The following is a 15,535-nucleotide window of genomic DNA, read 5'->3' on the forward strand; positions in this document are numbered from 1 at the left end:
CGCCTCAGCGCAGCGCGGTCCGGCTCGTCGCGGTCGATTCCAGCGCGACGCCGTCGGGGACGAACGCCGAGAACAGCGGCGGATGCCAGTCGACGGCGAGCGTCACCCGTGCGGTGACCCCATCCGGGGCGGATGCCGCGACCACCCAGGCCCCGGAGGAGACCGCGTCGACGATCGCCGCCGCCTGCTCGCGCACCCCCGAATCGGTGAGTTCGGCGCGCACCGCGTCCTCCTCGACGACGAGGGTGAACCCGTCGGCTCCGGCGAGCGCCGCCGCATCCGCCAGGGAGTCCAGTCTCTTCTGATGCAGGTACAGGTCGGTCGCGCAGGTGCACACGAAGACCACGGCGATCGCGAGGACGATATAGCCCAGAAGCAGGGGTAGGATGCTGCCGTCCTCATCGGATCGCTCGATCACTGCGTGCCCCACAGCCGGGAGACCTTCTGCGCGGCGACCGCCTCGAGCGGGATGCTCGTGGCCTCGTCGAGGCCGAACACCGCCGGCACGAAGGGCAGCGAGACGCGGGTGGAGACCGTCACCACAACGGTCGCACCGGTCGATGGGCACTCGATGCCGCTCGGCACGCAGTGCATGGCGATCTGCACGCGCTCGGCCTCGAGCTGGTATTCGTCGATGATGCTCGCGATCACGGCATCGCCGCGGGTCGCAGCGCTGGGCGCATCCTCCGCCTGCCCGATCACCCGGGCGGTGTGCCGTGCGGCGGCCTCCACGCCCAGCAGACTCTGCTGCATGGCGCCGAGGGTGATGATCAGGTAGATGAAGGGGACGAGGAGGATGACACCGGCGGTGATGAACTCGACGGCGGCCGATCCGTCCTCATCATTCGCCCAGACTCTCCATCGGGGCATCCGCTTCCACCTCCATCGCGTAGGGCACGCCCAGCAGGCCGATGATCGGCAACCGGGTTCGCACGGTGACCGACGCTGTCGGGTAGCCCAGCCGGTCACTGCGGGCGACGGAGATGTCCTCCGCGAAGGCGGCGCCGATGGACCGTGTGATGACGTCACGGGTGCGCTCGGCGCCGTCGATCAGGCTCGTATCGGCCAGCGCCGCGTGATGCGCGCCCTCGACGGCTGCGTCGTGCACGACGTTGCGAACGTACATGGCCAGCCCCAGCTGCAGAATCGCCAGCGTCAGCACCGTCAGAAGGGAGCCGACGAGAATGAAATCCACCGGACTAGACCCGCGTTCCTCGCGCCACCATCTCCGCCGCGGCACCGTCAGATTCCGGAGACCCGGGAGATGGCCTGTTCGAACAGCCCGGTCAACGCAGGACCGGCGACGGCCCAGATGAGCACGACGAGACCGGCGGTCATCAGTGTGACCAGAACCCACCCGGGGACGTCTCCGGACTCGTCGTCGGCGAGCGCATCGGCGCCATCGGCCAGGGCGTGCCACCATCGGGTGATTCGTGTCATGGTCTGCTCCTCGTGAGGGAAATGGTCAATGCTCAGCCGAGGCCGAGTCTCAGGATGAAAAGCCCCGGATACACCGCGAACAGCACGGACAGCGGCAGGATCAGGAACACGAGCGGAAGCATCATGGTGATCTCGCGCCGCCCGGCCTGCTCGATGAGTGCGCGCTTGGCGTCTTCGCGTGCGTCCGAGGCCTGCGCGGTGAGGACGCCGGCGAGGGGCGCGCCGTGCTCGAGCGCCGCGATGATCTGGTCCGTCGCCCGCGAGATGATGTCCACCCGCAACCGGGCGGACATCTCGGTCAGGGCATCGGCGAGCGGGGATCCGGTGCCGACGGCGAGGACGACGAGTCGCAGCTCTTGGGTGAGCTCGCCCGAGCCCGTGGATGCCACGCGGCGCAACGCATCAAGGAAGCTCTCGCCCGCCGACAGGCACAGCGCCAGGAATTCGAGCGTCGTGGGCAGCTCCTCGGCGATCCGCGTCCGGCGGGCGGTGACGCGGGCCGTCAGGAGCATGTCGACGCCGATCGCCCCGACGGCACCGAGGACGACGGGCAGCACGGCGGCCGGCGCCGTGAGCCGCCCGGACACGGCGAGCACGACGACCAGGGCGCTGCCGAGCCCGAATCCGGCGACCGCCCAGCTCAATTGGCGGGCGCGGAAGCGGACCGGCTCCTCGGTGGCGCCCGCCTGCGCCAAGCGCAGGGAGAGCGCGGTGCTGTCGCCGAATCCGCCCAGGAGCAGGGCGCGCAGACGCTCGCGAGCGCCGGTGGCCGCCGCGGGCAGCACGCCGACCCGCGGAAGAGCCGCTGCGGGAAGATCGGCATCGGCGACCGCATCGCGCACATAGGGCGCGATGCGGTCGGTGAGCGGCGCCGCCGACCATCGCGGCAGCGCGGTGAGCACGCCCAGGATGCCGGTACCGAGCAGCCCGCCCCAGAGGACCGCGGTCGCGGCATCCGTCAGCACGTTCATGCGAACCACCGTCGCGGTTCGGGGAGCCGTCCGATGCGCACCATGATGCGGAAGGCGATCACCGAGACAGCAGCCCCGGCGCAGATCACCGCGACGCCCTGTGCGCTCGCATAGGCCTGGGCGCCTTCGGGGCGCATGACCAGGAGCAGGAGGATCACCCACGGTGCGACGACGCCGAGCACGGCGGCGCCGCGGATCCAGGACTGGCGCGCCTCGACTTCGCCGCGCAGCGCCGCATCGGCGCGCACGGAGGAGGACAGCGCTCTCAGCACCGACGTGAGCTCGGTGCCGCCGACCTGGCGGGTCATCTTCAGAGCTTCGACGATGCGGTCGGCGATGGGATCGGCGAGCGCGGCCTTCAAACGGTCGATGCTCGTCTCGAATCGTCCGGTCTGGTGCAGGTCGCGGGCGAAGACGACGAACGCCGGGCGGACCATGGCGGGGGCGGATTCGGCGAGGCTCGCGACGGCATCCGGCAGGGAGAGTCCGACGCGGATCGAGGCGATGAGCAGATCGCAGACGTCCGGCCAGAGCTGGCGGCGGGCCTTCCGCAGGCGCAGGCGCCGGGAGCGCAGGTAGACGATCGGCGTCACCGCGGCGGCGAGTGCTGCGAGCGCCGCGAGCACGGGGATCACGGTGATCAGCCAGACGACGGATGCCGCGACCAGGGCTGCGGCGATCATGATCGCGATGACCGTGCGCGGAGCGGTCGATGAGAGCCCTGCCTCATCGAGCAGTCGGGCGAGGGCGCCCTCACGGATTCCGGGTTCGGCTCTGTGCCGCTCGCGCGCGGGCCACAGCCAAGGGGAGGCGCACAGCAGCACCCCGGAGGCCAGGAGCGCCCCCATGAGCAGGGTCATCGCCGAGGTTCCGCACGGTAGAGGCTGCGCGTACGCAGACGCCCGTCGATGATCTCGCCGGTCGGCGCGACGACTTCGGCGACCCGACGACTTCCGTCCGCATCCTGCTCGCAGTGCACGATCATCGAGACGGACGCCGCGACGGCGGGAGCGATGAAGGACCGGTCGATGTTGCGCCCGGCGAGCAGTGGGAGCAGTGTCAGCTTCTCGAGCGCCTCAGCGGCGGAGTTCGCGTGGATGGTGCCGGAACCGGGTACACCGGTGTTGAGTGCGAGGACCAGGTCGAGGGCTTCGGCGTCGCGCACCTCTCCGACGACGATGCGATCGGGCCGCATGCGCAGCGCCTCTTTCACGAGGCGGCGCAGGGTTATCTCCCCGGTGCCCTCGAGGCTGGCCTGGCGCCCCTGCAGGGCGACGACGTCCGTGCCCTGCACCGCGAGTTCGAACGTCTCCTCGACCGTGATGATGCGCTGCGTCTCGGCGCACGAGTCCAAGAGGGCGCCGAGCAGAGTCGTCTTGCCGGCGTGCGTCGCGCCGGAAACGATGACGCTGCGGCCCGCATGCATCGCTTCCTTCAGCAGGTCGGCGACGTGCTGAGGCAGCGAGCGCCGGGCGACGAGCGCTTCGAGGGAGCGGTGCACGGGGAGGAACTTCCTGATGTTGACGGCCCACGCTCCGCGGACGACGTCCGCGATCGCCACGTGCAGGCGGGATCCGTCGGGCAGGCTCGCGTCGACGAAGGGCTGGCTGATGTCGACGCGGCGTCCGGTGGACTGCAACATCCGCTCGACGAGATCGCGCACGCCGGCGTCGGTGAGCCGTAGCGGGACCCGCTCGGACTTCCCGCCCCGTGCGACGAAGACGTGTTCGGGCCCGTTCAACCAGATCTCCTCGACCGTGGGATCGTCGAGGAGCGGTTGAAGGGGCCCGAACCCACCCACTGATGCCAGCACATCCCGGACGCAGGCGGACTCGTCCTCGATCATCGCGTCCCCACGCGACAATGCGAGATCGTTGTGCCGTCGCACTTCCGCCTGAGCGATCCGCCGTGCTTCCTCGGGCGCGAGGGAGGGGTCGGTGCGCTCGGTGCGCAGTCGTCGCCGAACACGTTCGGCGACGACGAGGGCGGGCTGGCTCACACCGGAATCATTGCAAATCCCCGCGGACTGCCGGAAAAGTTATCCACAGGTCCCCGCGGAGATTCGCAGACCGCTCATCCGCGAGGTCCGCTCGCGAGTGACCCGGCGCCCCGTAGACTGGAACCACCATGCGGGAGTGGTGAAATCGGTAGACACGCAGGATTTAGGTTCCTGTGCCTCTGGGCGTGTGGGTTCAAGTCCCACCTTCCGCACTGTTCCGCTGTATCCGATTCCATCCCCGACGGGCTTGCATGCACCAGATCGCGTTCCTCCCGGACTGGCTGAGCCCGGAGAGCATCATCTCCTCGGCGGGAGGATGGGCACTGCTGGTCGTCTGCCTGATCATCTTCGCCGAGACGGGTCTGCTCATCGGCTTCCTCCTGCCCGGCGATACGCTCCTGGTCATCTCAGGGCTCCTCACGCACACGAACGACGTGTTCCATGTGAGCATCTGGATCGTGGCATCCGCCATCGCCGTGTCTGCATTCATCGGAGGCGAGGTCGGATACCTCATCGGGCACAAGGGCGGGCCGGCGATATTCGAACGCAAGGACTCCGGCATATTCTCCCGGGCGAACGTCGACCGCACCAATGCGTTCTTCGAGCGCTTCGGAGGCCTGACGATCGTCCTGGCCCGATTCGTCCCGATCGTGCGCACCTTCGCCCCGGTCGCCGCGGGCGTCGGACATATGCCGTGGAAGCGATACTCGCTCTACAACGCGATCGGCGCGGTGCTGTGGGGCTACGGGCTGACGCTGCTCGGCTACGCGATCGCATTCATCCCCACGGTCGCCGATCTCGTCACCCGCTACATCGACCTGATCCTGCTCGCGGTCGTACTCGGAACCGTGATCGTCACGGGCATCCATTACCTTCTCGAGCGCCGCAGAGCCGCCCGCGCCTAGCGACGGGCTCCAGCGCACCGCCCACATCAGGCGTGCGTCTCGGTGCACTCCGCCCGACCATCGGGCTCGAGCTGGAAGGTAGAATGCTCGACGTCGAAATGGTCGCTGAGGCAGGCCTGGAGCTCTTCGAGGAGATCCCCGGCGCGGCCGGCGGCGAACACCTCCGGATCGACTCCCACGTGGGCGGTGAACACCGGTGCGCCGCGGGTCAGCTGCCACACGTGCACATCATGCACCCCGGTGACGCCGTGGATCCCCTGCAGGTGATCGCGGATCTCGCCGACATGGGTGTCCTTCGGAGCGGACTCCGCGAGCACCGAGAAGACCTCGCGCAGCAGCGAGACCGCGCGCGGGATGATCATCACCGCGATGAAGAGTGAGGCGATGGCATCCGCCGGCATCCATCCCGTCACGACGATCACGACAGCGGCGACGATGACCGCGGCGGAGCCGATCATGTCGCCGAGCACCTCGAGATATGCGCCGCGCACGTTGATGTTCGTCTTCTGCGCGGCGCTGAGCAGCCACATGGCGATCATGTTCGCGATCAGACCGATGATCGCGACGACCAGCATGAGGGGGCCGGCGACCTCCGTCTCGGCCGGTTCGATGAGCCGTCGCACGCCCTCCACTCCGACCGTCGCCGCGAGGACGATGAGGATGATCGCGTTGATGAGTGCGCCGAAGACCTCCGCGCGCTGGTAGCCGAAGGTGCGCCGGTCATCCGCGGGACGCGCTGCGACCGTGCTCGCGATCAGGGCGATGACCAGGGCCGAGGCATCCGTGAACATGTGGGCGGCATCGGCGAGAAGCGCCAGTGATCCCGTCAACACGGCGCCCACGACCTGGACGATCATGACCGTCGCCGTCAGACAGAGGGAGATCGTCAGCAGTCGGCGATTGCTGAACGAGCGGATTCCCCCAGCCGGATCGTGATCGTGCATGCCTCCAGGCTAGGCGACCTCACCGGTCCCGAAGGCCGTGATGGGCCAGTCGGGAACGGTGATGATTCTCAATAGCGCGTCAGAGCGTCTTCAGCAGCGGCACGAACGCTTCGAAGGCGCGCGCCCGGTGCGACTGCGACTGCTTCTCCTCGTCCGACAGCTCCGCCGCGGTGCGCTCATCGCCGGCGGTCTGGCCGTCCGGGATGAAGATCGGGTCGTAGCCGAAGCCGTGACCCCCGGCCGGTGCCGTGGCGAGGCGTCCCGGCCAGACGCCGGCGACGGTGTGCTCGGCGCCCTCCGGCGTCACGAGCGCGATTGTCGAGATGAACTGCGCCGCGCGATGCGGATCGGCGATGTCGGCGAGCTGGTCGAGCAGCAGTTCGAGGTTCGCTGCGGCGTCCTTCTTCTGCCCGGCCCAGTAGGCCGAGAAGATGCCCGGCGAGCCGCCGAGCACGTCGACGCAGATGCCGGAGTCGTCGGCGAAGGCCGCCAGCCCCGTGTGGGCGGCCGCGGCGCGTGCTTTGATGAGGGCGTTCTCGGCGAAGGAGACGCCGTCCTCGACCGGCTCGGGGCCGTCGTAGCCGATGACCTCGAGGTCGGGGCGGGTCAGCGCGACGATCTGCTGGAACTCGCTGACCTTGTGCGGGTTGTGCGTGGCGAGGACGACCTTCGTCGTCATGCCTCGAGCGCCTTCAGCTGGTGGGCCTTCAGATCGGCGCAGCCGTTGACGCCGAGCTCGAGCAGCGCGTCGAGCTCGCGCTTGTCGAAGGGCGCGCCCTCGGCGGTGCCCTGCACCTCGACGAACAGGCCGCGCCCGGTGACGACGACGTTCATGTCGGTCTCGGCACGGACGTCCTCGACATAGGCGAGATCGAGCATGGGCTCGCCGTCGATGATTCCGACCGAGACCGCGGCGACCGAATCGATCAGCGGGGTGGCGTTCTTGCCGATGAACTTCTTGTTGCGGCCCCACTCGATCGCATCGGCCAGTGCGACATAGGCGCCGGTGATCGCCGCGGTTCGGGTGCCGCCATCGGCCTGCAGCACGTCGCAGTCGATGACGAGCGTGTTCTCGCCGAGCGCCTTCGTGTCGACGACGGCGCGGAGTGCCCGGCCGATGAGCCGGGAGATCTCGTGGGTGCGTCCGCCGATCTTGCCCTTGACGCTCTCGCGGTCGTTGCGGCTGTTGGTCGCGCGGGGAAGCATGGAGTACTCGGCGGTGACCCAGCCCTTGCCCTTGCCGGTCAGCCAGCGCGGGACGCCATTGGTGAAGGATGCCGTGCACAGCACCTTCGTCCCGCCGAAGCTAATGAGCGCCGAGCCCTCCGCGTGGGCGCTCCAGCCGCGCTCGATCGTGATCTCGCGCAGCTGATCGATGGAGCGGCCGTCGGAGCGGACGATGTCAGTCATGGACTTCCTTCAGGTCGGTGATGCCGGCCGCGGCCAGCTCGGAAAGGTCGGGGAGCGTGATGACGCCGGTCTGCACGTGCTGCACGTCGCGGATCTCGGATCCCATGAGCCGGTTGGCGAGGGCTGTGAACTCCTCGGTCGACTCGCCGGTCGCCTCATACACATAGGAGGCCTTGGCATCCGGCGGGGCGAGCAGATCGCCGCGCAGAAGCTGTCGGAACACGTCGCCGGCGGTCTCGTCGTCGCTGGAGACCAACGACACGCCCTCGCCCATGACGTAGCTGATCGCACCGCGCAGGAAGGGATAGTGCGTGCACCCGAGCACGAGCGTGTCGACGTCGGCCTCGCGAAGAGGTGCCAGATACTCCTCGGCGACGGCGATGACCTCCGGGGTTCCGGTGATCCCGGCCTCGACGAACTCGACGAAGCGCGGGCATGCCGCGGTGAAGACCTGCAGGCGCTCATCGACCTCGAGCATGTCCTGGTAGGCGCGCGAGGCGATCGTGCCGATCGTGCCGATCACGCCGACGCGCCCATTACGGGTCGTCGAGACCGCGCGGCGCACGGCGGGGCCGATGACCTCGACGACGGGGACGTCGTAGCGCTCGCGCGCATCGCGCAGCATGGCCGCGGATGCCGTGTTGCAGGCGATCACCAGCATCTTCACGCCCTGGTCGACCAGGGTGTCGAGCACCTCGAGCGCGTAGCGCCGCACATCGGCGATCGGCTTCGGGCCGTAGGGGGAATGCTGGGAGTCGCCGATGTAGACGAGAGACTCCTGCGGCAGCTGTGCGCGGATCGCCCGAGCGACCGTGAGTCCGCCGACACCGGAGTCGAAGATGCCGATCGGTGCCTCGTTCATGACTCACCAGCCTACCCTCCGCGCGATGTCACGAGACCCGCCACGCGCTCACTAGGCTGAGCACATGACCTCGTCGACGGCGCTGCTCACCGATCAATACGAACTCACGATGCTCGGCGCCGCCCTGCGCGATGGCACAGCCTCGCGTCCGAGCGTCTTCGAGCTGTTCTCGCGCCGGCTCTCCGGCGGCCGCCGCTTCGGCGTCGTCGCCGGCACCGGGCGCCTGCTGACGATGCTGCGCGACTTCCGCTTCGGAGAGGACGAGCTTCGCTTCCTCAGCGACGGCGGCATCGTCGACGCCGAGACCCTCCGCTACCTCGAGGACTACCGGTTCACCGGCACGATCCGCGGGTACCGCGAGGGCGAGCTGTACTTCCCCGGCTCCCCCATCCTCACCGTCGAGGGCTCCTTCGCCGACGCCGTCGTGCTCGAGACCCTCGCCCTGAGCGTGCTGAACCACGACTCGGCGGTGGCGACCGCGGCATCCCGCATGAGCATCGCCGCCGGCGAGCGCCCGCTCGCCGAGATGGGCTCGCGCCGCGCCGCCGAGCGCTCGGCCGTCGCCGCGGCCCGCGCCGCCTACATCGCCGGTTTCGGCGCAACGAGCAACCTCGAGGCCGGACGGCAGTGGGGCATCCCCACGATGGGCACCGCGGCGCACGCATGGACGCTGCTGCACGACAGCGAGGAGGAGGCCTTCCGCTCGCAGGTGGCCAGCCTCGGCATCGACACCACCCTGCTCGTCGACACCTATGACATCGCTCGCGGCGTCGAGACCGCGATCCGCGTCGCCGGCACCTCGCTCGGCGGCGTGCGGCTCGACTCGGGCGATCTGCCCACGGTCGCCGCAGCCGTGCGCACGCAGCTCGACGAGCTCGGCGCCACCGGCACGAAGATCACCGTCACGAGCGACCTCGACGAGTACGCGATCGCGGCGCTGGCGGCCTCGCCGGTCGACGCCTACGGCGTCGGCACCTCGGTGGTCACCGGGTCCGGCTACCCTACGGCGAGCATGGTCTACAAGATCGTCGCACGACAGGATGCCGCGGGCGGATGGGTCGCCGTGGCGAAGAAATCCGCAGACAAGGGTTCGCAGGGCGGACGCAAGGCCGCGTTCCGCACGCTTGTCGAAGGCACGGCGACGGCCGAGACCATCGTCGTCTCGGATGGCTTCGAAGCGCTCGGCACGTCAGCAGAGCACCCGGATTCCCGGGCTCTGCAGGTCGTGCTGGTCGACAACGGCAACATCGACGCCGCCTACGAGGGCGCGGCCGGAACGGCATCCGCTCGGGAGCACCACCTCCGCGTCCGCGAAGAGCTGCCCGTCCGCGCCCTCGCGCTCAGCAAATCCGACCCGGCGATCCCGACGGTCTACCTCGATCAGGAGTGATGCGAGTCGGCGTCAGCCGACCATCGACTCGTAGATCTCCTTGCACGTCGGGCAGATGGGGAACTTCTCGGGGTCGCGTCCCGGCGTCCACTTCTTGCCGCACAGCGCGCGAACCGGGCGCCCGCTGATCGCGGACTCGAGGATCTTGTCCTTCTTGACGTAGTGGCTGAAGCGCTCGTGGTCACCGGGCTCGATGTTCTCCTCTTTGAGGAGTTCTTCAAGTTCGCGATCGAGGGTTGCGATGCCGCCCTGATCGGGGCTGTCCAACGGAGTGCTCATGCGCTGAGTCTATCCGCCCGTAGACACCACAGGGCGGCGGTTCACGCCGTCTCGACGAACTCCATCAGCCGTTCGCCGCTGCGATCGTAGATCCGGCCGCCGATGACGGCGCCCGCGGCGAGGACGAGCACACCGGTTCCGATTCCCACCCAGAACGTCAGCGGGTTGAAGACGCCGTCCTCGATGACCGTCAGGATGAACAGCCAGATCGTCGGCGCGCTGAAGATCAGCGAGCCGAGGAACGTGATCGCCGGCCCGTAGCCGCCGCGCGATGCAGCGCGCTGCGGCTGCTGGAAGGGGCTGTCCCCCGGACGCGAGACCGCATAGGGCGAGACGACCGAGAGGATGCTGGAGCAGCCGAGGCCGGTGAGGAACAGGCTCGAGGCCAGACCGATCAGCGGCATCAGCAGATACCAGCTCTCGATGAGCGCCAGCGTCAACGGGACTGCGACGGCGAGCACGGGAAGCGCGACGAGGGCGATCGGCACGAGGCGTCCGAGCCGGTCGGCGAGGCCCCGCACACCACTGGCCACGTGAAGCCACAGAGCCGTGGAGTCGTAGGCGACGTCGTTGTGCGGCAGCCAGCCGAAGAAGAGTGCCATGACGGGCACCGGCACGAGAGCGGCGATGTACAGCGGGACACCGGCGACGAGCAGCGGGAAGACCGTGAGCACACCGGCGATCGGCACGATGACGAAGTTCACGATGTAGCGCCGATCGCGCAGCCAGTAGACGAGGCTGCGTGCGGCGATCGCGCCGAAGGCGTTCGAGGGCAGGACCCCGTACCAGCCGAGACCGGTCCGCTCACGCGATGTCGCGGGGCGCTCGGTCATGGTGAGCAGGCGCTGCACGAGCAGGTTCCACAGCATCCACAGCGCACCGAGCGTGACGAGCGCGACGATCCCGGCGCCCCATGCGCCCGCCGTATCGCCCTCGGCGATCGCGAGCGGGAACGAGGGAATCGCCCCCAACGGGGTGAACCCGATGGTCTCGGTCACCCGGTCGACGGCATCCGGAACCCGTCCGTCCCATTCGAGGGAGGCGAGGAATACGGCCACGGGGAATGCGATCACGACGACCGCGAGAACGAACAGCGTGGTCAGCTCCCGCGAGCGACGGCCCGGCAGAAGCAGCGCGTTGAGCGCCATACCGATGCGGGCGGCGATAGCGGACGAGAGGAAGCCCACGATGGCGACGAGAACGGCGACAGGCGCCGGCGCACCGAGCTCCGTCAGCACGATCGCCAGGCAGACGGCCACGGCGAGGAGCGCGAACGACGGCACGCTCACGAGCGAGCCCAGCGCCAGGATCCACGGCATCTGCTTCACATCGACGCCGAAGATCCCGAACTTTCGCGGATCGAGCTGATCCTGGGTTCCGGTGAGCACCGGGCCGATGAGGAAGCCCAGCAGCGCCGCGGCGCCTCCGAGCACGATCACGGTCCGCGCGACCGATACCGGCGCATCGGCGAGGCTCAACAGAGCGATGCAGACGGCGATGGTCGCGGCGATCAGAGCCAGCATGCCGATGACGGTGCGCACCGCTCGGTCGCCCCGCAGGGCGCCGAGCATGAGGGCGAGCCTCAGTCGGAGAACGTGTGCAGCCATTCCAGCCCCTCCACCTCTCCGATGCCGCCCGACAGCTCCACGAAGCGCGACTCGAGCGTCTGGCCCGCACGGACCTCGTCGACCGTTCCCTCCGCCAGGACCTCTCCGTCGACGATGATCGCCACACGCGAGCAGACCCGCTCGACGAGGTCCATGCCATGGCTGGAGAGGATGACGGTTCCGCCGTGCGCGACGTAGGCGCGCAGGATGTCGAGGATGACCGCCGAGGAGACCGGGTCGACCGCTTCGAACGGCTCGTCGAGCACGAGCACGCGCGGCGAGTGGATCATGGCCCCGGCGAGCATGATCTTCTTGGTCATACCGGCCGAGTAGTCGGAGACGACGCGGCCGACGGCGTCGCCGAGATCGAAGGCGCGGATGAGGTCCGCCGTGCGCTTCTCGATGACGTCGGCGCTCAGGCTGCGCAGCAGACCGTAATAGCGCAGCAGTTGACGACCCGTCAGACGGTCGAAGGTGCGCAGGCGATCGGGCAGGACGCCCATGACGCGCTTGGCACCGAAGGAATCCTCCTTCTGGTCGATCCCGCACACGACGACCTGGCCGTCATCGGCGCGCAGGAGCCCGGCAAGGATCGACAGTGTGGTGGTCTTTCCCGCGCCGTTGGGCCCGACGATGCCGTAGAAGGATCCTGCGGGCACGGTGAGGTCGATGCCGTCGACCGCACGGTGGTCTCCGAACTCCTTCACGAGGCCGCGGATGACGACGGCGTCGGAGGCGGATGCCGGATCCGCCGTCTCCGTCACGGAGCCCGCGATCGCCTGGGCCGCGGCCTCGATGTCGTCGAGCTCGGTGCTCGCCTCGATCTCGCTCGCGTCGAGAACGGCCGTCGTGTCGGATTCGACGACGGTGAGCTCCTCGACGGGGTCCTCCGCCGGGGAGATGACGGCCTCGGCGGTCGAGGCAGCAGCATCGGCCGCCTTCTTCGCAACCGACTGCTTGCGCTTGCCTGAGCCGGACTTCTTCGCAGCGGGCTTCTTCTCCTCCGAGGTCGAGGATTCCTGCTCGTGCGCGATGTCTTCCGCCTGTGCGGTTTCTACAGCCTTCGCGACCTCCTCAGCCAGCTTCGCTTCCTCCGCGCGCCTCGCTTCTTCAGCCTGCTTCGCCTCTTCCGCGCGCTTCGCGTCCTCGAGCTTCGCGGCGTCCGCGGCCTTCTTCGCCTCTTCCGCCTTCTTCGCGGCGGCGATCTTGGCAGCGGCTGTCTTCGCCGCGGCCGTCTTCGCCGCCGTGTTCTTGGTGGCGGCGGCCTTCGTCGCCGTCTTCGCGGCAGCGGCCTTGACTGCGGTCGTCTTCGCCGCGGTGCTCTTCGCCGCGGCGGAGGTGCTTGCGGCCTTGGCCGCCGAGGTCTTCGCCGCGGCGCTCTTCGCCGCCGCAGTCTTCGCCGCGGGCGCCTTGGGCGCCGTGCTCTTGGACGCCGTGCTCTTCGCCGGCTCCGCGGTCTCGGTCGCCGTCTTCGCGGTCGTCGTCTTCTTGGTCGTCGTCTTCTTCGTCGCGGTCCGCGATGCCGTCGTCGTCGACGCGGTGCTCTTCGGCGCAGCCTTCTTCGCAGCCGGCTTCGCCGTGGTCTTCGCGGCGGTCTTCGCGGGCGCCGCCTTCTTCGTCGGCTGAGTCTTCTTCGCCGTGGATGCGGGGGCTTCGGCTGTGTCCGCCGTCACATCATCGGCAGGTTCGATCCGGTCATCAGGAGAAGCAGTCACCGTCTTACGGTATCAACGGCCCTGGTCTTTCTCCGGTCCAATCGACACAATTGGCTATGCGTGTTCGTCGGTTGTCTCCACCTGTGCGTCGGGTGTGTAGCTGATCACGAAATGGCAACAGAGGGGCCGCCCCCGGGTCGTTCCCAGCCCCCGTCGCTAGCATGAGGGCGGCACGAAGAAGTGTCTGGTCGATTAACCGGCCGTGAACACCGAAACTTTTTAGGAGTATTCGTGACTCTTCAAACCGTCATCCTCGCCGCAGGCATGGGCTCGCGCCTCGGCCGCTCGCTGCCCAAGCCGCTCACCGAGCTGAGCGACGGACGCAGCATCATGCAGCAGCAGCACGACAACATCCGTGCCGTGTTCGGCAGCGACGCACGCATCACAGCTGTTGTGGGCTACCGCGCCGAGACGATCATCGAGGCCTTCCCGTCGGCGAACTACGTGCACAACGAGCGCTATGACGAGACCAACACCTCTAAGAGCCTGCTGCGTGCCCTCGGCGCCACGGGCAAGGGCGGCGTGCTCTGGATGAACGGCGACGTCGTCTTCGACCCGCGCATCCTCGGACGCGCCATCGAGTTCATCGAGCGCGACCAGTCATTCGTGACCGTCAACACCTCCAAGGTCAGCGACGAAGAGGTGAAGTACACGGTCACGGCCGAGGGCTTCATCAATGAGTTGTCGAAGACCGTCACGGGCGGTCTCGGCGAGGCCGTGGGCATCAACTACATCTCCTCGACGCACAAGAAGGCGTTCATGCGCCAGCTGCAGCGCGTCGACGACCAGGACTACTTCGAGCGTGGCCTCGAGCTCGCGATCGCCGAGGACGGCCTGCTCCTCGAGCCGATGGACGTCTCCGACCTCTACGCCGTCGAGGTCGACTTCGCCGAGGACCTCGAGCGAGCGAACCTCTTCGTCTGATCATCGATCTGATCCGCTTCAAAAGCCGCCGGATGCTTCTTCCCGAAGCATCCGGCGGCTTTCTGCTTCTTCCCGGACTTCCGCCCGTAGTATCGCGATGATGGCCAAGAAGGTGCACAAGATCCACTCCCTCCCGGAAGACGCCCCGTGGGACAAGGGAGTGCCTCCCGTGGGTTCGCAGGAGCATCCTCTTGCGGTTCGCGGACTGGATCGCGTTCTGGCGATCCAGCGCCCGCTCGTGCTGGCCCATATCCGCAGCATCCGTCTGCGCAATCCGGATGCGACGCCCGAGCGTCTCATCCGCATTCTCGAGCGGCGATATCTCGCGGCTGTGACGACCGGTGGTGCGGCTGTGGGCGCCACGGCCGTCGTGCCCGGCATCGGCACGGGTGTCACGCTCGCTCTGTCGGGCGTGGAGACGCTGGGGTTCCTCGAATCGACGGCGCTGTTCGCGCAGTCCGTCGCCGAGGTGCACGGCATCGCGATCGAGAATCCGGATCGTGCCCGGGCGCTGGTGATGACGCTCATGCTCGGCAAGGAGGGCGTCGATCTGGTGGGCCAGCTCGCCAAACAGGCGACCGGCGGCGGGGCGTCCCGCTCGTCATACTGGGGCGAGATGGTGACGAAGTCGTTGCCGCGTGCGGCGGTCGGCCCGGTCGTCGATCAGCTCAAGACCCGGTTCGTCAAGCACTTCGCGGCTTCGGGCGGGGCGTCCGTCATCGGCAAGGCGCTCCCCTTCGGCGTGGGCGCCGCGGTCGGCGGAGCGGGCAACCATCTGCTCGGTCGGCGCGTACTGACGACCTCTCATCGCGCCTTCGGCGCAGCGCCCGCTGTTCTTCCCCCTTCGCTCGAGCCGGTCGAGGGTGCCCAGAAGATCGAGATGCGGATGCTGCGCGGGGCGCGCCAGGTCGGCGGTGCCTTCCTCGGAGCTGCGGAGAACCTCGGCCGCGGGGCAGCGTGGGCCGGGCGTCGCGCCGGAGAGATCGGGCGGGTGCGGCGAACGCCAAAGGAGCTCGACTCCTCCTCCACAGACGACGCCTCCTGAGCGGTTCTCCCCCGCCCACACCGGGGCGGCGCGGAACAGCGCCG

General features: G+C 68.5%; 18 protein-coding genes and 1 tRNA gene. 5 read left to right on the plus strand and 14 right to left on the minus strand.

Features of this window, described 5'->3' with window-relative positions:
• Positions 1-4: 4 nt before the first annotated feature.
• The 7 genes from ACWAUG_RS05265 to ACWAUG_RS05295 are packed head-to-tail and all read right to left on the minus strand — an operon-like array spanning position 5 to position 4,410.
• Positions 5-418: a pilus assembly protein TadG-related protein gene (locus ACWAUG_RS05265; RefSeq protein WP_460801719.1), complete on the minus strand. Its 414-nt coding sequence runs from the start codon at positions 416-418 to the stop codon at positions 5-7.
• Positions 415-870, minus strand: a complete 456-nt coding sequence (locus ACWAUG_RS05270) for a TadE family protein (protein ID WP_460801721.1) — start codon at positions 868-870, stop codon at positions 415-417. The genes ACWAUG_RS05265 and ACWAUG_RS05270 overlap by 4 nt, the downstream gene beginning before the upstream one ends.
• On the minus strand, positions 842-1,195 hold the full coding sequence (locus ACWAUG_RS05275; protein WP_298040513.1) for a TadE family protein: 354 nt from the start codon (positions 1,193-1,195) through the stop codon (positions 842-844). The genes ACWAUG_RS05270 and ACWAUG_RS05275 overlap by 29 nt, the downstream gene beginning before the upstream one ends.
• Before the next feature lie 47 nt (positions 1,196-1,242).
• Positions 1,243-1,440, minus strand: a complete 198-nt coding sequence (locus tag ACWAUG_RS05280; RefSeq protein WP_298040511.1) for a hypothetical protein — start codon at positions 1,438-1,440, stop codon at positions 1,243-1,245.
• 32 nt (positions 1,441-1,472) lie between these two features.
• Entirely contained in the window at positions 1,473-2,411 is a 939-nt protein-coding gene (locus ACWAUG_RS05285; protein ID WP_460801722.1) for a type II secretion system F family protein, read from the minus strand.
• Positions 2,408-3,271, minus strand: a complete 864-nt coding sequence (locus tag ACWAUG_RS05290; RefSeq protein WP_460801724.1) for a type II secretion system F family protein — start codon at positions 3,269-3,271, stop codon at positions 2,408-2,410. The genes ACWAUG_RS05285 and ACWAUG_RS05290 overlap by 4 nt, the downstream gene beginning before the upstream one ends.
• Entirely contained in the window at positions 3,268-4,410 is a 1,143-nt protein-coding gene (locus ACWAUG_RS05295; protein WP_460801725.1) for a CpaF family protein, read from the minus strand. The genes ACWAUG_RS05290 and ACWAUG_RS05295 overlap by 4 nt, the downstream gene beginning before the upstream one ends.
• Positions 4,411-4,540: 130 nt before the next feature.
• Here ACWAUG_RS05295 and ACWAUG_RS05300 point away from each other — a divergent pair.
• Positions 4,541-4,622: transfer RNA gene (locus ACWAUG_RS05300), tRNA-Leu, on the plus strand.
• A gap of 39 nt (positions 4,623-4,661) precedes the next feature.
• Entirely contained in the window at positions 4,662-5,315 is a 654-nt protein-coding gene (locus ACWAUG_RS05305) for a DedA family protein (protein ID WP_460801727.1), read from the plus strand.
• A 26-nt stretch (positions 5,316-5,341) separates the two neighbouring features.
• Here the strand turns inward: ACWAUG_RS05305 and ACWAUG_RS05310 are convergent, their stop codons facing one another.
• From ACWAUG_RS05310 to murI, 4 genes are all read right to left on the minus strand, one after another.
• Positions 5,342-6,259, minus strand: coding sequence for a cation diffusion facilitator family transporter (locus ACWAUG_RS05310; RefSeq protein ID WP_460801729.1), 918 nt, complete (start codon positions 6,257-6,259; stop codon positions 5,342-5,344).
• Positions 6,260-6,338: 79 nt separating this feature from the next.
• Complete coding sequence (gene rdgB, locus ACWAUG_RS05315) at positions 6,339-6,938, minus strand: RdgB/HAM1 family non-canonical purine NTP pyrophosphatase (RefSeq protein WP_298040501.1); 600 nt, start codon at positions 6,936-6,938, stop codon at positions 6,339-6,341.
• On the minus strand, positions 6,935-7,669 hold the full coding sequence (gene rph, locus ACWAUG_RS05320; protein WP_460801731.1) for a ribonuclease PH: 735 nt from the start codon (positions 7,667-7,669) through the stop codon (positions 6,935-6,937). The genes rdgB and rph overlap by 4 nt, the downstream gene beginning before the upstream one ends.
• A complete protein-coding gene (gene murI, locus ACWAUG_RS05325) occupies positions 7,662-8,531 on the minus strand; it encodes a glutamate racemase (RefSeq protein WP_460801733.1) in 870 nt (289 codons plus the stop codon). Before murI ends, rph begins: the two co-directional genes overlap by 8 nt.
• 64 nt (positions 8,532-8,595) lie before the next feature.
• Between murI and ACWAUG_RS05330 the strand changes: the two genes are divergently transcribed.
• Positions 8,596-9,921, plus strand: coding sequence for a nicotinate phosphoribosyltransferase (locus ACWAUG_RS05330; RefSeq protein ID WP_460801734.1), 1,326 nt, complete (start codon positions 8,596-8,598; stop codon positions 9,919-9,921).
• 12 nt (positions 9,922-9,933) lie between these two features.
• Here ACWAUG_RS05330 and ACWAUG_RS05335 read toward each other — a convergent pair whose 3' ends face one another.
• From ACWAUG_RS05335 to ACWAUG_RS05345, 3 genes are read right to left on the minus strand one after another with little or no spacing between them, the layout of a single operon-like run.
• Positions 9,934-10,200 (minus strand): DUF3039 domain-containing protein, encoded by a 267-nt coding sequence (locus ACWAUG_RS05335; protein ID WP_298037992.1) that lies wholly within the window; start codon positions 10,198-10,200, stop codon positions 9,934-9,936.
• Between the two features lie 41 nt (positions 10,201-10,241).
• The gene (locus tag ACWAUG_RS05340; protein WP_460801736.1) at positions 10,242-11,807 is read right to left on the minus strand and encodes a hypothetical protein; all 1,566 of its coding nucleotides are present in this window, start codon (positions 11,805-11,807) and stop codon (positions 10,242-10,244) included.
• Positions 11,783-13,522 carry an ABC transporter ATP-binding protein gene (locus ACWAUG_RS05345; protein ID WP_366938965.1) on the minus strand — a complete coding sequence of 580 codons (1,740 nt, stop codon included), beginning with the start codon at positions 13,520-13,522 and terminating at the stop codon, positions 11,783-11,785. The genes ACWAUG_RS05340 and ACWAUG_RS05345 overlap by 25 nt, the downstream gene beginning before the upstream one ends.
• 231 nt (positions 13,523-13,753) lie before the next feature.
• Between ACWAUG_RS05345 and ACWAUG_RS05350 the strand changes: the two genes are divergently transcribed.
• Together ACWAUG_RS05350 and ACWAUG_RS05355 are read left to right on the plus strand one after the other, a co-directional pair.
• Positions 13,754-14,446 (plus strand): phosphocholine cytidylyltransferase family protein, encoded by a 693-nt coding sequence (locus ACWAUG_RS05350; protein ID WP_298037987.1) that lies wholly within the window; start codon positions 13,754-13,756, stop codon positions 14,444-14,446.
• A gap of 100 nt (positions 14,447-14,546) precedes the next feature.
• On the plus strand, positions 14,547-15,491 hold the full coding sequence (locus tag ACWAUG_RS05355) for a hypothetical protein (protein WP_298037986.1): 945 nt from the start codon (positions 14,547-14,549) through the stop codon (positions 15,489-15,491).
• Positions 15,492-15,535: the final 44 nt, after the last annotated feature.

The sequence above is a fragment of the Microbacterium sp. GXF6406 genome, assembly GCF_054798215.1.